Origin of the sequence: Exiguobacterium sp. s70, from assembly GCF_018618315.1 — a bacterium.
Taxonomy (GTDB): Bacteria; Bacillota; Bacilli; order Exiguobacteriales; family Exiguobacteriaceae; genus Exiguobacterium; species Exiguobacterium chiriqhucha.
In genome coordinates this window covers 13023-32736 of record NZ_JACSLV010000002.1, presented here as the reverse complement: position 1 = coordinate 32736, position 19714 = coordinate 13023, and the positions used below count along the sequence as shown (strand labels likewise).

19 protein-coding genes are annotated in these 19714 nt (G+C 52.9%); 8 read left to right on the top strand and 11 right to left on the bottom strand.

The features are described 5' to 3' along the window. The first annotated feature begins 29 nt into the window (after positions 1–29). On the top strand, positions 30–593 hold the full coding sequence (locus KNP84_RS04850; protein WP_021066715.1) for an HTH-type transcriptional regulator Hpr: 564 nt from the start codon (positions 30–32) through the stop codon (positions 591–593). Here KNP84_RS04850 and KNP84_RS04845 read toward each other — a convergent pair. After that, entirely contained in the window at positions 577–915 is a 339-nt protein-coding gene (locus tag KNP84_RS04845; protein WP_021066716.1) for a DUF1878 family protein, read from the bottom strand. The two genes, KNP84_RS04850 and KNP84_RS04845, sit on opposite strands and share 17 nt — an antisense overlap. A 151-nt stretch (positions 916–1066) precedes the next feature. Here KNP84_RS04845 and KNP84_RS04840 point away from each other — a divergent pair, with 151 nt between their 5' ends. After that, positions 1067–2068: a peptidylprolyl isomerase gene (locus KNP84_RS04840; RefSeq protein WP_021066717.1), complete on the top strand. Its 1002-nt coding sequence runs from the start codon at positions 1067–1069 to the stop codon at positions 2066–2068. A gap of 37 nt (positions 2069–2105) precedes the next feature. Here KNP84_RS04840 and KNP84_RS04835 read toward each other — a convergent pair whose 3' ends face one another. After that, positions 2106–2978, bottom strand: coding sequence for an HD domain-containing protein (locus KNP84_RS04835; protein WP_052013676.1), 873 nt, complete (start codon positions 2976–2978; stop codon positions 2106–2108). 172 nt (positions 2979–3150) lie between these two features. Here KNP84_RS04835 and KNP84_RS04830 point away from each other — a divergent pair, with 172 nt between their 5' ends. From KNP84_RS04830 to KNP84_RS04820, 3 genes are all read left to right on the top strand, one after another. Next, positions 3151–4059 carry a magnesium transporter CorA family protein gene (locus tag KNP84_RS04830; protein ID WP_215114412.1) on the top strand — a complete coding sequence of 303 codons (909 nt, stop codon included), beginning with the start codon at positions 3151–3153 and terminating at the stop codon, positions 4057–4059. Positions 4060–4121: 62 nt separating this feature from the next. Further along, positions 4122–5210 (top strand): DNA polymerase IV, encoded by a 1089-nt coding sequence (gene dinB / locus KNP84_RS04825; RefSeq protein WP_021066720.1) that lies wholly within the window; start codon positions 4122–4124, stop codon positions 5208–5210. Between the two features lie 43 nt (positions 5211–5253). Further along, on the top strand, positions 5254–5472 hold the full coding sequence (locus KNP84_RS04820; protein WP_021066721.1) for a YhzD family protein: 219 nt from the start codon (positions 5254–5256) through the stop codon (positions 5470–5472). A gap of 32 nt (positions 5473–5504) precedes the next feature. On the opposite strand, the gene KNP84_RS04815 is transcribed toward KNP84_RS04820, so the two are convergent. From KNP84_RS04815 to KNP84_RS04800, 4 genes are all read right to left on the bottom strand, one after another. Further along, complete coding sequence (locus KNP84_RS04815) at positions 5505–5978, bottom strand: hypothetical protein (RefSeq protein WP_215114411.1); 474 nt, start codon at positions 5976–5978, stop codon at positions 5505–5507. Positions 5979–6040: 62 nt separating this feature from the next. Beyond that, positions 6041–7816 (bottom strand): SLC13 family permease, encoded by a 1776-nt coding sequence (locus KNP84_RS04810; protein ID WP_251131161.1) that lies wholly within the window; start codon positions 7814–7816, stop codon positions 6041–6043. 130 nt (positions 7817–7946) lie between these two features. Next, positions 7947–8318 carry a YlbF/YmcA family competence regulator gene (locus KNP84_RS04805; protein WP_021066724.1) on the bottom strand — a complete coding sequence of 124 codons (372 nt, stop codon included), beginning with the start codon at positions 8316–8318 and terminating at the stop codon, positions 7947–7949. 35 nt (positions 8319–8353) lie between these two features. Beyond that, complete coding sequence (locus tag KNP84_RS04800; protein WP_215114607.1) at positions 8354–9445, bottom strand: DUF445 family protein; 1092 nt, start codon at positions 9443–9445, stop codon at positions 8354–8356. A gap of 76 nt (positions 9446–9521) precedes the next feature. Here KNP84_RS04800 and KNP84_RS04795 point away from each other — a divergent pair, with 76 nt between their 5' ends. Both KNP84_RS04795 and KNP84_RS04790 read left to right on the top strand, forming a co-directional pair. Next, positions 9522–10373, top strand: coding sequence for a PucR family transcriptional regulator (locus KNP84_RS04795; protein WP_214755679.1), 852 nt, complete (start codon positions 9522–9524; stop codon positions 10371–10373). Positions 10374–10476: 103 nt separating this feature from the next. Beyond that, positions 10477–11577, top strand: a complete 1101-nt coding sequence (locus KNP84_RS04790) for an ABC transporter ATP-binding protein (RefSeq protein ID WP_021066727.1) — start codon at positions 10477–10479, stop codon at positions 11575–11577. Positions 11578–11623: 46 nt separating this feature from the next. On the opposite strand, the gene KNP84_RS04785 is transcribed toward KNP84_RS04790, so the two are convergent. The 3 genes from KNP84_RS04785 to KNP84_RS04775 all read right to left on the bottom strand — a co-directional run bounded on the left by KNP84_RS04785 (position 11624) and on the right by KNP84_RS04775 (position 14882). Then, positions 11624–12274 (bottom strand): amino acid ABC transporter permease, encoded by a 651-nt coding sequence (locus KNP84_RS04785; RefSeq protein ID WP_021066728.1) that lies wholly within the window; start codon positions 12272–12274, stop codon positions 11624–11626. After that, positions 12271–13029 carry a transporter substrate-binding domain-containing protein gene (locus tag KNP84_RS04780; RefSeq protein ID WP_215114409.1) on the bottom strand — a complete coding sequence of 253 codons (759 nt, stop codon included), beginning with the start codon at positions 13027–13029 and terminating at the stop codon, positions 12271–12273. Before KNP84_RS04780 ends, KNP84_RS04785 begins: the two co-directional genes overlap by 4 nt. 125 nt (positions 13030–13154) lie before the next feature. After that, the gene (locus tag KNP84_RS04775) at positions 13155–14882 is read right to left on the bottom strand and encodes a phospho-sugar mutase (protein WP_029595990.1); all 1728 of its coding nucleotides are present in this window, start codon (positions 14880–14882) and stop codon (positions 13155–13157) included. 99 nt (positions 14883–14981) lie between these two features. Between KNP84_RS04775 and KNP84_RS04770 the strand changes: the two genes are divergently transcribed. Further along, positions 14982–15800 carry a sulfurtransferase gene (locus KNP84_RS04770; protein ID WP_029595991.1) on the top strand — a complete coding sequence of 273 codons (819 nt, stop codon included), beginning with the start codon at positions 14982–14984 and terminating at the stop codon, positions 15798–15800. 13 nt (positions 15801–15813) lie between these two features. On the opposite strand, the gene KNP84_RS04765 is transcribed toward KNP84_RS04770, so the two are convergent. Continuing rightward, a complete protein-coding gene (locus tag KNP84_RS04765) occupies positions 15814–18246 on the bottom strand; it encodes a glycogen/starch/alpha-glucan phosphorylase (RefSeq protein ID WP_029595992.1) in 2433 nt (810 codons plus the stop codon). Between the two features lie 22 nt (positions 18247–18268). Then, a complete protein-coding gene (gene glgA, locus KNP84_RS04760; RefSeq protein WP_029595993.1) occupies positions 18269–19708 on the bottom strand; it encodes a glycogen synthase GlgA in 1440 nt (479 codons plus the stop codon). Positions 19709–19714 lie beyond the last annotated feature (6 nt).

Below are 19714 nucleotides of genomic sequence, written 5' to 3'. Positions count from 1 at the left end.
TCACATTGTATCGGAAAGGATGGATCGACATGGAACACGAAAAAGAATTCACTGGCCCTGAGGCCATGCTCTATAGTCATAAAATCATTCAGCTTAGTAAGGCACTGTGGAAGACGGTCGAGAAAGACTGGCAAAATTGGATTAAACCGTTCGACTTGAACATAAACGAGCACCATATTTTATGGATCGCTCACGCCCTCGGCGGCGCCTCGATCTCAGAGATCGCCAAATATGGGGTTATGCACGTATCGACGGCCTTCAACTTCTCGAAGAAGTTAGAAGACCGCGGTTTGCTCACGTTCTCGAAAAAGGAGACGGACAAACGAAATACGTACGTCCAATTGACGCCTGAAGGTGAGGCGCTCTTGCTCGAGACGATTCATGCGTTCGATCCGGAAGAGAACGGCGTCTTCCGCGCCTCGCTCCCGCTCCAAGAATTGTACGGGAAATTCCCGGACTTGACGGACATCACCGCAATCGTTCGCCGCTTGTATGGCGACAACTTCATGGACATCTTTGCAGAAACGTCGAAGATGATCACGGAAGAAGCCGGACGTCGCCCTGAGGACGACGAGATCAGTAAAGAAGCTTGACCTGCCGATACAGCGGTTCCGTGACGTCTAACGCCATCCCTTGGCGCACACACGCCGCGAGAATCGTCTCGGCCTCTAAATGAGGATGAAGCATCCCGACGAAATGAACGAGCAAAGGCTCCACGGACGACAGCCCGTAGCGCATTTGCTCGTTTTGTCGTTCTCGGATATCATCAAGCAATGCGAAAAACGCAACGACTTCTTGCCGTGTCAGATTCGCCTTGAGCACCTCATGTTCAAAGGGCCGCTCCGACCAATCGACCGCCCCGAGCAACAGTTCCATTTGAAACGATAATTGATTGATTTTCTCTTCTAACGACACGTTCTCCACCCCATCATTTCACATTCTCTTTCATCATTATACGACACGTTTCTGTGCTATGATACTACACAGGCAAGAGAACAGCTGTTATCATTAACAAAATGTGGTATAGTCGGATTTAGAAACTTATAGATTTATAGGGGTGGAATATATGTCAAACGGAATGACGAATGAACCGAACAAACAGAATAAGAAGTTTTCAACAGGCGCCCTCGTCGGCGCATCAGCGATTGCACTTCTCATCGGTGTCGGCGGCACGTACGCGGCGACAAGCGGCGGGTCTTCTGACAACTCTACAGTTGTTTCATTTGAAGGCGGCGAAGTGACGCGCGGCGAAATCGCCGACATGAGCTACGACCGCATGGTCCCACAACTTGCGTTCCAAGAAACGATGAACGAATTGCTTGAAAAAGAGTACGGCGATAAAGTCGAGCAAGAAAAAGTCGACGAAGAGTTCAGCAAGACCGAAGAACAGTTCAACTCGAAAGAAGAGTTTGAGCAAGCGATTCAACAAGCCGGCATGACGAACACGGACGAGTTCAAAGAAGCGCTCCGCGGTCAAATGCTCGTCGATGCTGCGAAATCAGAACTCGTTGAAGTCACAGACGAAGATATCGAAGCACAGTTCGCGAAAGAAAACGTCGAAGTCAAGGCGAGCCATATCCTTGTCGAGACAGAAGAAGAAGCCCAAGCGATTATTAAAGAATTGAACGACGGTGGCGACTTCGCTGACATCGCGAAAGAAAAATCGACAGACACAGGTTCTGGTGAAAAAGGTGGCGACCTCGGTTACTTCTCAGCCGGCGCCATGGTCCCTGAATTTGAAGAGTACGCGTTCCAAGAAGACGTCGTTGGCAAAGTTTCTGACCCGGTTCAGTCACAGTTCGGCTTCCACGTCATCAAAGTCATGGACCGTAAAGAAAAAGACCTTAAACTCGAAGACGAGAAAGATCGCATCCGTGAAGCATTGGCAACTGAAAAAGCCGCTTCTGTCGACGCGAATAAGATCTATGCTGAGTTGATCGAGAAATATAACGTCGATGTGAAAGATGCGAAAGCATCGACACAGTTCGATGCTGTGAAAGACGCTCTTAAAGCGGAAGAAGAAGGTACAGAAGAAGCTCCAGCCGAGGAATCGACAGAGCAGCAATAAACAAAAGACGTCCCGCGGGACGTCTTTTTATATGCCTTCATAACTTTGGTTTATAGAACGCCCGGTTATCGAGCGCCATGACCCGTTCTGTGAACGTACCAGGTTCGACCCCTTCGAACGCCTTATCGAACATGTTCATCCGGGCGTCGATGTTGTCGATGAAGAAGAGCATCTCGGCTTCAGGGAGCTGCGGCGCGTTCGCCGATCCCCATTCCGGTTTCCCGTGATGGCTGAGGACGAGGTGTTGGAGCAACGTCACGACTTCACGGTCGGTGCCGAGCTCTCGGGCCACGACTTCGATTTCAGATGCCATGAGCGACAAGTGACCGAGCAGCTTGCCTTCGAGCGTATACTCCGGTGTGATCGCGTCCGATAACTCGATCACTTTCGCCAAGTCGTGGAGCACGACGCCCGAGACGAGCAAGTCCCGATTCAATTGCGGATAGAGGTCGCACATCGTGTCAGCCAGCTTCAGCATCGACAGGACGTGGAAGGCGAGTCCCGAATAGACCGCATGGTGATGGCGCACCGCTGCCGGATACGTGAAGTACGCTTCCTCGTTCCGGTCGACGAGCGCCGTCACGAGTTGTTTCATCCCTACGTGCTCCATCGCCTCGATATAGCCGCGAATCCCCGTCTCGAGTTCTGACTTCGGCACTGGGGCCGAGCGCACGTATGGCGCGATGTCCGTCTCACCTTCGATGATGGAGATTTGTTTCAACTTCAACTGGGTCCGGCCACGGTAGTCCATCACTTCCCCGGAAGCATGGACAATCTTTTTCGTCGCATATTTTTCCGTATCGGCACTGTCCCATACTTTCGTCTCAATCTCCCCGCTCTCGTCGCATAGGATGAGCGTCAAATATGGTTTGCCGTTTCCGGCGAGTCCTCGATACGATTGTTTAATCATCACATATTGGTTCAACGTGTCGCCCACTTTGAGCTGACCGATTTTAGTAGTCGTCAAAAAAAGCACCTCTCTTCTTGTCAGTACCTACATCTTAACGAAAGTTCAGGTCAGATGCCAACTTTCTAAGAAAAGCGGGAATACTTGAGAGAGAAGCATATTGGGGGAATGAAAGATGAATTGGAATTGGTATACACGACCAGAAGAAATCGTACATGTCGACAATCACTATGAGGAAGCGTACACGTATTGGCTCGAACAATTGACGACGGCGAAAGTGACAAAAATCATCGTCGAACGCGATTATATGTACGGATCGCTCACGCTCGATTATGAACAGTTGGAACGCGAACCACAAAAAATCGGGCACTATTTCGTGACCCGAGATTTCCTGTGGACAATCGGGTTTGATGAGCTGTATTGCGAGACGGTGGCCGCGAAGCAGTATGACTCGCCAATCGAGGCGTTCTATGACCTGCTCTCTGAAAAAATGGACTATTATTTTCATGGCATCGATGAGTATGAAGAACGCTTGATGATGACCCAGCGCGAGATGAGCGGCCAAGTCCCGCCTGAATTTATGAATGAGATTTTCGGACTCCGCAACGAGATTGAACGATGGTCCGACACCGTCGTTCCATATCGTGAACTGCTTATGGCCGGACGTGAGGCGTTCCTCGATGTCGACTTAGATGAATTGAAAGCCTATCGTCTTGCCACGTATCGGGTCGACCGTCTCTTGACACTGATCGAACATTACCAAGAAGATGTCATCGCGTTAACCGACCTCGCCTCGACGCTGTCGAACTTTCGTGGCAACGAGATTATGAAGGCGTTGACCGTCTTCACGGCGTTAACGACACCAGTCGTCGCCTTCGGTGCCATCTGGGGAATGAACTTCAAAGCGATGCCTGAACTGAAGTGGCCGCTCGGTTATCTGTTCGCCTGGGTGATGATTATGCTCTTCACAGGCTTGGTCTATGCGTGGTTGAAACGGAAGAATTGGATTGGTTCGCTCTTACAGTTCCCGAATCAAGTCCACAATCAAAAACGTCTAGAAAAACAACGGAAAAAGAGAAAATAGTAAAAAAACGAACAAAAGTTCGGTATACTGAAAGAAGTAGCTGCCATAGAAAGGTGATGTACATGGAACGATTGATTATCCACGTTGATATGGACGCGTTTTACGCCTCGGTCGAACAGCGGGACCGTCCTGATTTACGTGATAAGCCTGTCATCGTCGGTGGCGCCCCCCACAGCCGTGGTGTGGTCGCCACCTGTTCGTATGAGGCGAGAAAATACGGGGTGCACAGCGCCATGTCGTCACGGCGTGCGTTTGCGCTCTGTCCTCAGGCGACGTTCGTCAAACCGCGCTTTCACGTTTATCGGCACGTCAGCCAACAAGTGATGGCGATTTTCAAGTCTATCACGCCGCTCGTCGAACCGCTCTCGCTCGACGAGGCCTATTTGGATGTGACCGAGAACACACTCATGAGCACGTCCGGCCCTTATATCGCGCGCTATATCCTCGGGGAAATCAAACGCCGGACGGGACTGACGGCCTCGGCCGGAGTCGCCCCGTCGAAGTTCGTGGCCAAGATCGCCTCAGGATTCAACAAACCGAACGGACTGACGGTCGTCGAAGCAGCCGATGTCGAGTCGTTCCTCGCCCCGCTCCCGATCACGACGATGCACGGGGTCGGCAAAGTGACGGCCCAAACGCTGTTCAAGCACGGCTACCATACGATTGCCGATTTACAGCGTGCGCAACCTGAACAACTGAAGGCCATTTTCGGATTCGACCGCGGGAGCCAACTATATGAACTCGCGTCCGGTCGTGATAACCGTCCCGTCGTCCCGACGCGGGAACGAAAATCGATTGGCTCCGAGACGACGTTCGCGTTCGACCTCGATGACCCGGAAGAAGTGTATGAACGGGTCGTCCCGGAAATCGAAGACGTGCTCCATCAACTCGACCGACGCGAACTCAGTTGCCAGACGGTGACGATTAAAATCAAGACGAGCGAGTTCCAGGCCCGGAGCCACCAAATCAAACTGAACCATCCGACGCACGACCACGACGAGATTAAACGGCTCGCCCGCCGCCTGTTCGACGAGATGGCGATCACTGAACCGGTCCGCTTGATCGGGATGACGGTGTCCGATTTGATCCCCCGTACTGAGACGGCGCGTCAGCTCACGTTCGAGGAGCTGACGAAACCTTCGCTTGAATAATGAATGGTCATTCAGTACAATGGAAGCAAAGGGGGGCGAACGGATGGAACAGTATACGATCACAGCGTTCGAGAACGACGGCACGGTCGTCTTGAACGATTCATTTACTGCGGCAAGCGATGACGAGGCGAAAACGAAAGGGCTCACGTTGCTCGAGGAAGCCGGGCACCTCCATAAAGGGGCCCGCATCGCACGTCGCGGCCAACTGATCTACTTCGAGCGCTGTAAACTGCCAGGAAAACTGAAAGGCACGGCCTCATAACAGAAGCGCCTCGGGAATCCCGAGGCGCTTGTTCATTCGCTATATTTGGCTTCCCACTCGCTGCGCCACTCCATGTAATCGGGATGCAGCTCTTCCACCGTCTTGCCGTCTAGCGAGTACGCACTGCCGACGAGCGGCTCGGCCGAATCCGGGAACGACGTCCCGCCGATGATTTCACCGTCCACCATCATCACAAAGACGTTCGCCTGACCAAGCGGATGGTTGCGGACGATAAAATGCTCTTGCCGAATATCGCGTCCGATATAGGCATCCGGAGGCGTCGTCTGCACTTCCCACGTATCACGTACCGGCGCCTCGAGCAAATCCGCCTTCTCAAAGCTTAACGTTCGATCCCCTTCATAAGAGACGACGTCATAGCCTTGCTCCTCTAAGTACGCCTTGGCCACTTTGGCATCCGCCCCGAGCGTCGGTGCCGGCTGTTCGCTCTCATTCGAGCAGGCTGCAAGCAGCATGACACATACAATGATTCCGATTCGTTTCCACATCGTTTCTCCACCTCATCATTTAGCATTTTTTTACATATTCGGCAGATAGATCAACATGTCCTTCAAAACGGAAAGATGAGTAAGATCGTGAAAATCGCAATGACCGCTGTCACCACTTGCAACGGCAAGCCGACTTTGACGAAATCGAAGAAACGGTAGCCGCCGATTCCGAACACCATCGCATTCGTCGGCGAACCGAACGGGGTCATGAACGCGAGCGATGCCGCAATCGCGACGGCGACGACGAATGGGACCGGACTCACTTGAAGTGCCGCGGCGAGTGATACGGCGAGCGGTGCGAACAAGACGGCCGTCGCCGTGTTCGAGATGATTTGACTGAGCGCCATCGTCGCGAGGAAGATGGCGACGAGCACCCAGACCGGTCCGGCTTGACCGAACGAGTCGCTGATCCACGTGACGAGCCAGGCCATAATCCCGGCATTGTCGAGTGCTTGACCGACGGGAATCATCGCGGCAATCAATAACAACGATGACCACTGAATCGAGTCATAGGCGACATCCATATGCCGCACGGCTCCGGTGAGCACCATGGCCAGTGCTGCGAGCCATACCGCCACGGTCGGGTCGACCCACTCGAAGACGAGGAGCGTGACCATCATGAGCATGATGAGACCCGCTGCCAGCTGATGACGCTCGGACACGGCCCGGTTCGCGACATCGGTCACCCGCTCATTGGCGAGCAACAGGGACGTCTCGTCCCCAGCTCGCTCTAAATCGCTCCACTCCCCTTGCGTAACGAGCATATCTCCGCGCTCGAGCGGAACATCTTTCAATCGCGTGATGGCAATCTCTTCGTTCGGACGGATGACTTGAAGCACGTTCAACCGATATTCGTTGCGCAAGTGACTATCCGATAAACAACGACCGACGAGCGGGCTATCCGTTGGGATGGTGAAGACGGCAACGCCGCTATCTTTCCCGTAGACGGCCTTCAAGTCGACGTGTTCCACCGTCACCCCTTCCCTTCCGGCAATTCGCCGGACATCCGCCTCTGCTCCGCTGACATACACTTGCCCTTCAATCAGACGCGTATCCGCACGTGCCATGACAAAGCGATGCGTCATGCCTTTTTGTTGTTCGCCGACGACGATTAGACCGTCTCGTGACCAATTGACGTCGCGGAGCGTCCGCCCGATTAAAGGGTGCCCTTTCGAAAGAGATAAGGCGAATAGGCTCACATGCGGCACCGCCAAGCGTGGAATCGTCGCGGCGCGCACATCGCTCGTACCGAGCAGCCGATTGCCGATAACATAGAAATAGAATAAGCCGATGACTGCCATGACGAGCCCAATCGGTAAGAGCGCGAAAAAACCGAGCGTGCCAGCGGACGTGTTCCGTAACGTCTCAGCCGCCACCAGGTTCGGCGGCGTCCCAATCAGCGTCATCGTCCCGCCGATACTCGAGAAGAACGCGAGCGGCATCAACAGTTTGGCAGGACTCGTCCCCATCTGTCTCGACATGGCGAGGACGACCGGAATCAATAGGGCGACCGTCCCCGTATTCGACATGAGACTCGACAACAAGGTCACCGTGACCATCAAGACGAGAAAAAGACGCACCTCACTCCCTTTTGCGAACGGGATAAGCGCAGCACCTAACCGTTCGGCCAAACCTGTGTGAAATAGGCCGGCCCCCACAATGAACAGCCCAGCAATCATGAGCACGACCGAATTCGAAAAACCGGCCATTGCTTCAACCGGCGTCAATTGATTCGTCAAGACGAGCAACAAGAGACCGATGAGCGCAACCAAGTCGGCTCGGAGCCAGCCTCCAATAAACCCGATAATCATGATCGTTAAAATCACCAAGGTGACCATCACGTCCACCCTTCCTTGTGAAAGTTTCTACAAGCTTACTATACCACGCATCATGTAAGCGTTATCATAAGGTGGGTGACAATCTTGGCAACAAAAAAACGGATGGCTCGATTGCCATCCGTATCTCGTCTTATTGAACTTCGTGATCATTGACCATCGGAGCGTAAAGCTCTTCAAGTGGCTTCATGATAATTTTCGTCACTTCTGTGACGAGTTGATGCATGCGTTGCTCTTCTTGCATGAGCTCCATGATCAATTCGTTCTGTTGAACGCCCATCATTTTCGTTTGCGCGTCCATCATCTCTTGTTCAGAGATTTCTTCGCCTTGCATCTGCTTCTGTTGAAGCGTCATTTGGATGTCACGGAAGTCAGCGAATAACTGGTTCGCTTCTGCATCCGCATTGACACGGTCGTATAGTGAAGAGAGATTTGTGAACTCCTCAGAATCGCGAAGTGCTTTTTCCAATTGGTAAGCATGATCGTACAAGTTTGTTTGTGACATGTGACGTCCTCCTAAATACTATTAGGGCGTGCCTCTTAAATGATGGCAATCAACCCTTGAATCAACCCAATCATACCACCTAACAAGGCGCCAAGCCATGTTATTGCCCGGAACTCTCGTTTCGAGATCGAGAGAACAATCTCTTCGAGGTACGATGTATCGAGCGAGCTCACCTGCTCTTGCACGATTTGGTCGATTTTGAGGCGGTCCATGACTGTCTCCATTTGATCCGTGAAGCGCGTGATGACGAGTCGTACTCCAGCCGGGACGAGCTCGTCGACGACGCGGTCTTCAATGTCCCGTGTGTACGAGTGGACCGTCCGATCGAGCAGCTCCCCGACCGGCAAGCGCGAGACGACTTCCGTCGTCACACCGTCAATCAACCGTTCCTCTAGACGGTCGTCAAGCAACGTGTCGACCGACCGTTCGCTGAACCGTTCGAACTCACGTGTAATCATTTCAGCCATACCCGATCGTGTCGAGCCGCCACGGAGGATATTGATAATCTCAGGACGAATCATCTCTACAAAATTCAAGTTTTGGACGAACCCGGCAATGAACCCGAGACGACGCTGGACGAACGAGTCGACCATGTGCCGCAATTGGGCCTCGCCTTCAACGGAATAGAAATATTCTTCCGACTTGACGAGCAAGGCGTCGACGATTTCAGGAATGATGCCCCGGACGCGGTCCATGCCGTCTTCACCGAGAATCTCATACAGTTTACGCGTCTTCACATCTGCGAGGACGAGCCGGAGCTCTTGGCGGAGCTTCGTGTCCGCTTCTGCCAAGACACGAGTCTCGGCATCCGGATAAAGTGGTTCGATGAGCGATCGAATCGTCTGATCCGAGCGCAGCATCGTCCGCACTTCACCTTGGACGTAATACGTGATGTGACCGCCGACCTGTTCATCGAGCAGGCGCTTGCGCATCCCTTCCGGCGTCAACAAGTGTTTGACGACGGTCTTACCGAGGCTCGTCGCCAACTCATCGCGCCGTTTCGGGATCAAGCCTGGCGTGAACGGGACGCGCATGTTCCCAATATATTTAGGGTGATGGGGCCGGAATAACATTTTGATGGCGAGGAAGTTGGTCACTCCCCCGATTGTCGCACCGATGGCGATCATGATGAATACTTTGACTATACTCTCCAAACTGTCTGCCTCCGATCTGAAATATGATACATTTGTTGAAGAGGTGATTGTGTTGACTACGTTTGAACGAATTAAATCGATTTTCCCGATGGCTGTCCATCGGTCCGAAGAAGCGTCCAGTGACGTTCGCTGGTATCAAGCCCAGGACGGCACGGTCTTCGGTCTCCCTAAACTGGAGCTGACGGAGCGTGAGCGACAGCTGCTTGAATGGTTCGCCACCCCACTCCTGACAAGACTCGACCCACGACAAGCCAAATGGCAGGACCGTCTACTCACCGATGCGTACCGGTTCGACCGGCCGTTCCGTCTCATGTCGCTCGTCCTGCATTATCAAGACCCTGAGGCACTCGAACAATTTTTAGACGTGTTAGCTGACTTTATGCCTGAAGCAGAGATTGTTCTCATGACCCGGTCTCACGTTGAAATCATTGAGACCGATCAGTTCGTCGAGCTGACCGAGTTCGAAGACGTCTTACGGGCGATCGCGAGCGATTGTTACGTCGAGGCGCATGTCGTCTATAGCGCACGTCCGCTCGGTGACCTTGCGCCACTTTATCACCAGCATCAGGCGCTACTCCCACTCGCCAAGCTCTCTACTAAAGCTTACCCTGCTAGTCAATTATTATACCATTATTTACTACAACGCCATGAGACTTTTGATGTACGTCCCCGTCTGACGGCCCCTGTCGTCGCGTCACTCGATAAGACGACGATCGATTTATTGGAGGCGTTGTTCGCCCACTCGTTGAACGTATCGCACACGGCCAAGGCGTTATTCATGCATCGAAATACGCTCAACTATCGGCTCGATCGGCTCTATGAAGCGACCGGTTATGACGCTAGGCAGTTCTACGATGCCGGTCTGCTCCAATTGATTGTCACGTTGCACAAATCTGAGTAATCGTTTTTGTGCAACGTGTACATATTCGATGCAAGCGGTTTCATCGTATAATCAGTCTTGTAAGCGCTATTATACAAGAACAGATTCCCAGGAGGCTAACGACATGGCAGAAATTCAATTAAATCACATTGATAAAATATACGATGGTGGTGACTCGAAGGCAGTCAGCGATTTCAACTTGCACATCAAAGACCGCGAATTCATCGTCTTCGTCGGACCTTCAGGTTGTGGTAAATCGACGACGCTCCGTATGATCGCAGGACTCGAAGAAATCTCGAGCGGCGACTTCATCATCGACGGCAAGCGCATGAACGACGTCGCACCGAAAGACCGCGACATCGCCATGGTCTTCCAAAACTATGCACTTTACCCGCACATGAGTGTCTATGACAACATGGCGTTCGGTTTGAAACTTCGCAAGTTCCCGAAAGATGAAATCGACCGTCGCGTCCAAGATGCGGCCCGTATCCTCGGACTTGAAGAATACCTTCAACGTAAGCCGAAAGCACTCTCTGGTGGTCAGCGTCAACGTGTCGCCATCGGCCGTGCCATCGTTCGTGATGCCAAAGTGTTCTTGATGGATGAGCCGCTCTCAAACTTGGATGCCAAGCTTCGCGTTCAAATGCGTAAAGAAATCATCCAGTTGCACAACCGTCTCGACACGACGACGATTTACGTTACCCATGACCAAACGGAAGCGATGACACTCGCGACTCGGATCGTCATCATGAAAGACGGAATCATCCAACAAGTCGGTTCGCCAAAAGAAGTATACGAAAACCCAGACAACATCTTCGTAGCCGGCTTCATCGGATCACCTTCGATGAACTTCTTCCGCGGAAAATTGGCTGATGGGAAGTTCCTCGTCGGCGGCGAAGAAATCAACGTCCCTGAAGGCAAAATGAAAGGTCTTCGTGACCGCGGTTACGTCGGCAAAGAACTCGTGCTCGGAATCCGTCCAGAATCGATTCACGATGAGCCAATCTATATCGACTCGCCAACGACGCACACGTTCCGCACGCACATCGACGTTGCCGAGCTCATGGGCGCTGAGTCGTACTTGTACGCTGAACTCGGTGGCCACCAGTTCACGGCACGGATCGATGGACGTTCGAACATCCACATGGGTGACGACGTCACACTCGCGCTCGATATGACGAAAGCTCACTTCTTCGACACGGAGACAGAACTCGTCATCCGTTAATACAAAAATCCCTTCGATTGCAACCAATCGAAGGGATTTCTTTGTGTTAGCGAATCGCATACCGACGTTCGAGACGATGCTGCCCCGCTTGGATGAGCGTCGACAAGATCCAATAGATCGATGCCGAGAACAAGAGGAGCGGCATGACGAGATACGTCGTCGCGGCGATTTGGTCTGACACGTACGTCAACTCTTGGACGGCGATGACCGAACCGAGTGACGTCGATTTGATGATATCGATGACCGAGTTGGACACCGGTGGGATCGCACGCGATAACGCCTGTGGGAAGATGATATCCTTGAAGCGCTTCGCACGCGGAATCCCGAGGGCGACGCTCGCCTCGACTTGCCCACGATCGACCGAATTGATGGCCGCGCGGAACGCTTCCGAGATATAGGCCGCAAAGTGAAGGCCTAATCCAAAGATAAGTGCCTGCATCCCGCTCAACTGGACGAAACCGGTCAGACCGACGTACAGGATGAGAAGTTGCAAGAGGAGCGGTGTGCCCCGGAAGAACGAGATATACGTACGAGTGAACAAACGAACGACTTTGACAGGGCTGCTGTGTAAGACAGCGATGATCAGACCGAGCACCAAGGCGAGGAGAATCGACAGGATACTGGCGATCAACGTCAATTGTACGGCTTCGATATAGGCCGAACGGTTCTCGATGACGGTCGTGATCAGTTCACTCATTGACTGATGTCCTCACCGAAGTACTTCTCACCGATTTCAGCCATCGTACCGTCTTCTTGCATCTCAGCTAACGCGTCGTCCAACTTGTCGAGCACGTCTGAGTCTTGACGTGTCATGTAGCCCGCTTCACTCTTATTGAAGACGTCTCCGACCGCTTTCACGTCGTAACCTGTCTTCTCAAGCTCTGTCAAGATGAAGAGACGGTCGTTGAGTGCCGCATCGAGACGTCCGACTTGAAGGTCTTGGAGCACTTGGTTCGCGCCTTTGTAGAACTTCACTTCAGCACCGGCTTCTTCAGCGAGCTGCGCGTAGACTGAACCTTGTGTCGAGCCGACGACTTTGCCGTCGAGGTCATCGATGCTTTGAATGTCTTCGTTGTCCGAAGCGACGATGACTTGCGCACCTGATACCGCGTACGGAGTTGAGAACGCGTATTTCTCTTCACGTTCTGGCGTGATACTCATTTGGTTGGCAATCATGTCGATGCGTTCTGCGTCGAGGGCCGGTACGAGTCCTTTGAAGTCCATTGGCTCGTATTCGACCGTGTAACCGGCACGCTCGGCCGCTTCGTTCAATACGTCGATGTCATACCCTGTGATTTCACCTTTGTCTTTGTACGTGAATGGCGGGTACGTCGCTTCTGTCCCGACTGTGATGACGGCTTCTTCTGAGCCGCTGTCTGTCTCTGTCCCGCAAGCCGCGAGCACCCCGAACGATGCTCCGATTGCAAGTACTGCTGTTAATGATTTTTTCATGGTAATTTCCGCCTTCCTGATAATCCGTATATGATTACATGGTTATGAACAATACACTCATCATACTGAGGGGGGCATATCTTGTCAAACAAAAGACACCACCCTCGTCAGGGCGGTGTCGTCGATTAATCGATTGCTTTCGCTTGCTTCATAACATCACGTTCAATCGCTTCCCGTTTCACTGTCGTTTTCTCCGCGCTATCGGCGTGGACACTGAAATAGAATTTGATTTTCGGTTCGGTCCCAGACGGACGCAGGCAGAACCATGAGCCGTCCTCGAAGATGAATTTGAGTACGTTCGACGATGGCAACTCGATCGCTTCCGTCTCGCCTTGCTGCAAGTTTTTCGCGACTTGTTGCTTGTAATCCTCGAAGCGGACGACTTCGTAGCCGCCGACTTCTTGTGGCGGATTGGCGCGGAACGCCTCCATCATTCGACCGATTTGTTCGAGACCGGCCTTCCCTTTCAACGTCATCGATTGGAGCGACTCCTCGTAGAAGCCATACTTCTCATAGACGGCTTGGAGGGCATCGTACAACGTGCGTCCGTGCTGTTTATGGAAAGCCGCCATTTCGGCGCCGAGCAAGCACGCCTGGACGGCATCTTTGTCACGGCAGAAGTCTCCAATCAAATAACCGTAGCTCTCTTCGTAACCGAATAAGAACTGGTACTGGCCCGACTCTTCATACTGCTTGATTTTCTCGCCGATGAATTTGAAACCGGTGAGCGTGTTCTCGAGGTGGACCCCATACGCCTTGGCGATGGCCGCCCCGAGTTCCGATGTGACAATCGTCTTCGCGACGAAGCCGTTCGTCGGAAGCGTCCCCGTCTCCACTTTTTGAGACAGAATGTAATCCATGAGAAGCGCCCCGGTCTGGTTCCCCGTCAAAACGAACCATTCGCCATTGCGGTCACGGACCGTGAAGCCGACACGGTCGGCGTCTGGGTCCGTCGCCATGAGCAAGTCGGCCCCGACGCGGTCGCCGTACTGCATCGCGAGCTCGAAGGCAGCTCGTTCTTCCGGGTTCGGATAACTGACCGTCGGGAATGCCCCGTCCGGCTCAGCCTGTTCGTCGACGATGGTGACGTGTTCGAACCCATATGCTTTCAATCCTTCCATGACCGGGCGACGTCCCGTCCCATGAAGTGGTGAATAGACGATTTTGAGCGGATCGCCTTGGACGTCCGTATGAATCCGAATCGATTGGAGAGCTTCCATGTATGCCGCATCGACCGACGCATCGACCGTGACGAGTGTGCCCTCGGACCGAAGCGGTGCCTCATCTTTAACGTCAATCTTCAATTCATCTTCGATGGCATTGACGTACGAGACGAGCTCATCGGCTTCGGCCGGTGGCAATTGTCCACCGTCGGCGCCATACACTTTGAAGCCGTTATATTCCGGCGGGTTGTGGCTCGCCGTGATGACGATGCCGCCGAAGGCGTTCAAATGACGGACGGCGAATGACAACTCTGGCGTCGCCCGCAAACTCGGGAACAAGTATGTCTTAATCCCGTTCGAAGCGAGTGTGCGTGCCGCCTCGAGCGCAAACTCTGGCGAGAAGTGACGCGAGTCGTGGGCGATGACGACGCCGTGACGTTTCGCTTCTTCCCCTGACGCGGCGATAAAATCGGCAAAGCCTTGCGATGCCTTGCGAATCGTATAGATGTTCATCCGGTTTGCCCCTGGACCGATTTCACCGCGCATACCGCCCGTCCCGAATTCGAGCGTCTTATAGAAGGCATCCTCGAGTGATGTCTCGTCTTGCTCGAGCACCTCGAGTTCGGCGCGCAAATGCGGCTCGAGCGCCTCGTGTTGTTTCCATCGGTCATATGTCTGTTGCCATGTCATGGTCAGTTCCCCTTTCGACATTCAAAAATTCAATCGAAGTACTCGCCAATTTGTTCCATCTTGTATACGATGGGAGTAACGAAACTTCGAGGTGATACTATGTTTCCAACTATGCGTGCCCAAGAATTGAAACACATCGTCCATACGGACTCGATCCGCTTCATTGATTGCCGCTATTCATTAAACGACGCCTCATACGGAAAGTATGCGTATCGACAAGGACATCTGCCTAACGCCGTCTTCCTTGATTTGATGGAAGACTTGTCCGGACCGTTGTCCGAGCACGGCGGACGCCATCCGCTGCCGTCTAAACAGGCATGGACCGAAACGCTCCGCCGCATCGGGATTCAACGCGATGACTTGGTCATCATCTACGACGACGGCTTCCCGTTCGCCGCTCGTGCGTGGTGGTTATTCAAGTGGGCCGGCCATGAGCGCGTCATCGTGCTCGAAGGCGGCATCCAATCCGGCATCACTTACTGCGGGGAGACGACGACAGACGTCCCGTCCTATCCCGTTTCCGACTATACACCCGTCTTCCAAGACGAGATGATCGCGACGATTGAAGACGTGCGCGCCGCCACCGTCACTGGTGGGTTATACGATTCAAGAACGGCCGACCGTTACGACGGCAGCCATGAACCGATTGACCGCAAGCCCGGGCATATCCCGAACGCCGTGCTCTGTCCCTATACCGAGGCCGTCACCGACTTAGGGACGCTTCAAGACTTCCACGATTTGAAAGAGCATTACGCCGACGTCCTCGATGTCCCGAATCCCATCTTTTATTGCGGGAGCGGGGTCACCGCCTGCGTCAACATTTTGGCGCTACACGCCCTCGGTAAAGACGATGTGCGTCTGTACCCCGGCTCTTACTCTGATTGGATTAGTTATCCAGAAAACAAGGTCCACCCGTAACGGGTGGATTTTTTTATTTGACGCTCGTCGGTTTAATGTTCCAAACGGCGTTCGCATATTCTGTGATCGTCCGGTCACTCGAGAAGATACCCGATTTGGCCGTATTGACGATCGAACTCTCGGCCCAGCGTGCCTTGTCGGCGAATACTTCATCGACACGACGCTGTGCCTGCATGTATGACGCGAAATCTTTCAAGACGAGGAAGTCGTCATTATAGACGAGAAGCGAATCGAAAATCGCTTGGAATTGGTATTCCCCGACCTTGTCGAATGTCCCGTTGACGAGTCCGTCGACGACGTTGCGCACGTCCGTGTTCGCATGGTAGATGTCGGCCGCATGGTAACCGCCGAACTTCTTATAGTTCATGACTTCTTGCGGCGTCAATCCGAAGATGAAGATGTGGTCGTCGCCGACCGCGTCGCGAATCTCGATATTGGCGCCGTCGAGCGTCCCGATTGTGAGCGCCCCGTTCATCATGAACTTCATGTTGCCGGTACCTGACGCCTCGTAGCTCGCTGTCGAGATTTGCTCACTCAAGTCCGAACCTGGGAAGATGCGCTCGGCCATCGAGACGCGATAGTTCTCAAGAAAAACGATTTTGATGAAGCGGCTCGCCCGTTTGTCATTGTTGATCATCGACGCAAGGGCGTTGATATAGCGAATGACTTCTTTGGCATAATAATACCCTGGTGCCGCCTTCGCCCCGAAGATGAACGTACGTGGGACCATCGTGAACGTCGGATCGGCTTGAATCTTTTGATAGAGCGCGTGAATGTGCATCGCGTTCATCAATTGACGTTTATAGGCGTGCAGTCGCTTGACTTGGACATCGAAAATCGAGTCCGGGTCGACGGCGATGCCCGTCTCGGCTTGGATATAACTTGCCAAATCCAGTTTGTTCTGTTGCTTCACGTTCATGACCTGTTCTTGGAAGCTCGCATCTTTCGAGACACCCATCAACTTCTCGAGATCGTTCGGATGTTCAATCCATGATGGACCAATTGCATCCGTAATCAAATTCGAGAGGCGTGGATTCGACTTGAGGAGCCAGCGTCGATGCGTGATGCCGTTCGTCTTGTTGTTGAACCGGAGCGGGAACATCTCGTACAAATGACGCATTTCGCGTTGCTTCAAGATGTCCGTATGAATCCGGGCCACCCCGTTCGTCGAGTGCGAACCGACGACGGCAAGGTTTGCCATGTTGATGTGTTCGTTCGATACGATTGCAATCTCGCCCATATGTGGCTCGAGATGCGGATAGTTGACGAGGACGTCTTTACAGAAACGGCGATTGATTTCCGTGATGATTTGATAAATGCGTGGCAATAACCGTTCATACATCTCGACCGGCCACTTCTCGAGCGCCTCGGCGAGGAGTGTGTGGTTCGTGAACGACATGACGCTCTTCGTCACACGCCACGCTTCGTCCCAGCCGTAACCATGATCGTCCATCAAGATCCGCATGAGTTCAGGAATGGCCACGACCGGATGCGTGTCGTTAATATGGACCGCATAATGGTCGCCTAAGTGCTTCAAGGATTTATTATGACGTAAGTAAGACGCGATCATCGACTGGACGCCCGCCGAGACGAAGAAGTATTGCTGCTTCAAACGAAGCACTTTTCCTTCGTACGTCGTGTCGTCCGGATACAGGAATTCAGAAATGGTCGCAATCGACTGCTTATACTTCAACAAATCTTTATACGACCCTTTCGTCCGTTCCATATACTCCTCATCATCAAACGGCGACTCGGCGTTCCAAAGTCGGAGCGTGTTGACGACGTCGTTCTTGTACCCGATGATTGGCATATCGTAAGGGACGGCCCTTACGACTTCGTCCGGATGGTGGACGACCCGGAGCCGGTCACCGATTTGACGCATCTCAATCCAGCCGCCGAAATTGACGTCGATGGCGCGATCCGCTCGGCGTGTTTCCCACATGTTCCCGTCACGAAGCCAGTTGTCTGGCAACTCGACTTGATAGCCGTCGACGATTTTTTGTTTGAACAAGCCGTAACGGTAGCGAATTCCGTTCCCGTGTCCTGGGAGACTGAGCGCTGCGAGCGAGTCAAGGAAGCAGGCGGCTAGGCGGCCGAGACCGCCGTTACCGAGACCTGGTTCCGGCTCATATTCGGTAATATCGGTGAAATTGAATCCGAGCTCATCGAGTCCCTCTTGCACGACTTCGAGGACGTCCATACTGAGTAAATTGTTGTACAGAAAACGACCGAGCAAAAATTCAAGTGAGAAATAAATGACTTGTTTACTTTGTTTTTCTTCATGCTTGTCGCGGGTGTTGATCCATTTCGGAATTGCCTGCTCGCGCACCATCGTGGCCAACGTTTGATACACTTCCTGCTCGGTCCCTTCATCAAACGACTTCCCGTTTAATGCGACAAATCTCTCTTGGAATGAAGTGACGAAGCTCTGTTTGTCTGTAAACATATGTGTGTAAAACTCCTTCCGGTCATGCAAATAGGTGATACAACTCACGGTATTGCTTCGCAGATTGTTTCCAACTAAAGTCCGCGGTCATCGCTTGGTGGACGAGCGCGTTCCACGTGTTGTCCTCGTAGAAGACGCGAATCGATTTCTCGATCGTCGCGAGCATCTCGTGAGCGTTATAGTTCAAGAAACCAAAACCTGTGCCTTCTTGTGTGTATTCGTTATACGGTTTGACTGTATCGCGCAGTCCACCCGTTTCGCGTACGATTGGAAGCGTCCCGTAACGCATCGAGATGAGTTGGCTGAGACCGCACGGCTCGAAGCGGGATGGCATGAGGAATGCGTCCGATCCGGCATAAATCAAGTGGGCGAGTTCGATATCGAAACCGATATATGACCCGACCTTGCCAGGGTGTGACGCCGTCATATGATGGACGATGCCTTCATACTCCGGTTGGCCCGATCCGAGGAACACGAACTGACAGTCCAAGTTCCCGAGCTCCTCACTCACCGCTTCAATCAAATCAAGACCTTTTTGTTCGACGAGTCGACTGACGAAGCCGATCAACATGACATCGTCACGTACCTCGAGGCCGAACCGTTCTTGGAGCACACGCTTGTTGGCGAGCTTCCCTTCTTTGACCGTATCGAGATTGTACGTCTGGGCGATGCGCTTGTCCGTGCTCGGGTCATTCGTCGCCAAATCGAGGCCGTTCAAAATCCCTCGGACGTCGACAGACCGATAACGGAGTGTCGCGTCGAGCCCTTCCCCGTAGTACGGTTCCATGATTTCGTCACGATACGACGGACTGACCGTCGTGATTTGGTCTGAATGGACGATGCCCGCCTTCATGTAGTTGACGAGACCGTTATGTTGAATTCCTTCCGCCGTGAAGTGTTCCGGACCGAACTGTAACAGCTCGCCGAGGACCGCTTCCGGGAAGATGCCTTGGTATTGCAGGTTATGGATGGTAAAGACGGTACGAATGCGTTGATACGCCTCGATATGTTGATAATGGATCCGCAAGAAGGCTGGGACGACACCGGTCTGCCAATCATGACAGTGGAGCACGTCGGGCACGTCTTCCGCTTCGAGCTTCCCGATCATCTCGAGCACGGCACGAGAGAAGAATGCGAAGCGCTCGGCATCATCGTAATGGCCATAAAGCACGCCTTCTCGTTTGAAGTAATATTCGTTGTCGATGAAGTAATACGTGATTCCATCGCGTTCAAGCTTGAGGACGGCACCGAACTGCTTGCGCCAGCCGACCGGGACGATCAGGTCGAACATGTACTCCATCTCATCTACGTATTCTTGAGCGATCGTGCCATATTTCGGCATGATGACACTCACTTCTTCACCAAGGCTAGACACCGCTTGAGGGAGCGAGCCGATGACATCGGCAAGCCCCCCCGTTTTCATGAACGGTGCCGCTTCTGAAGCGACATACCATATTTTCATAATATC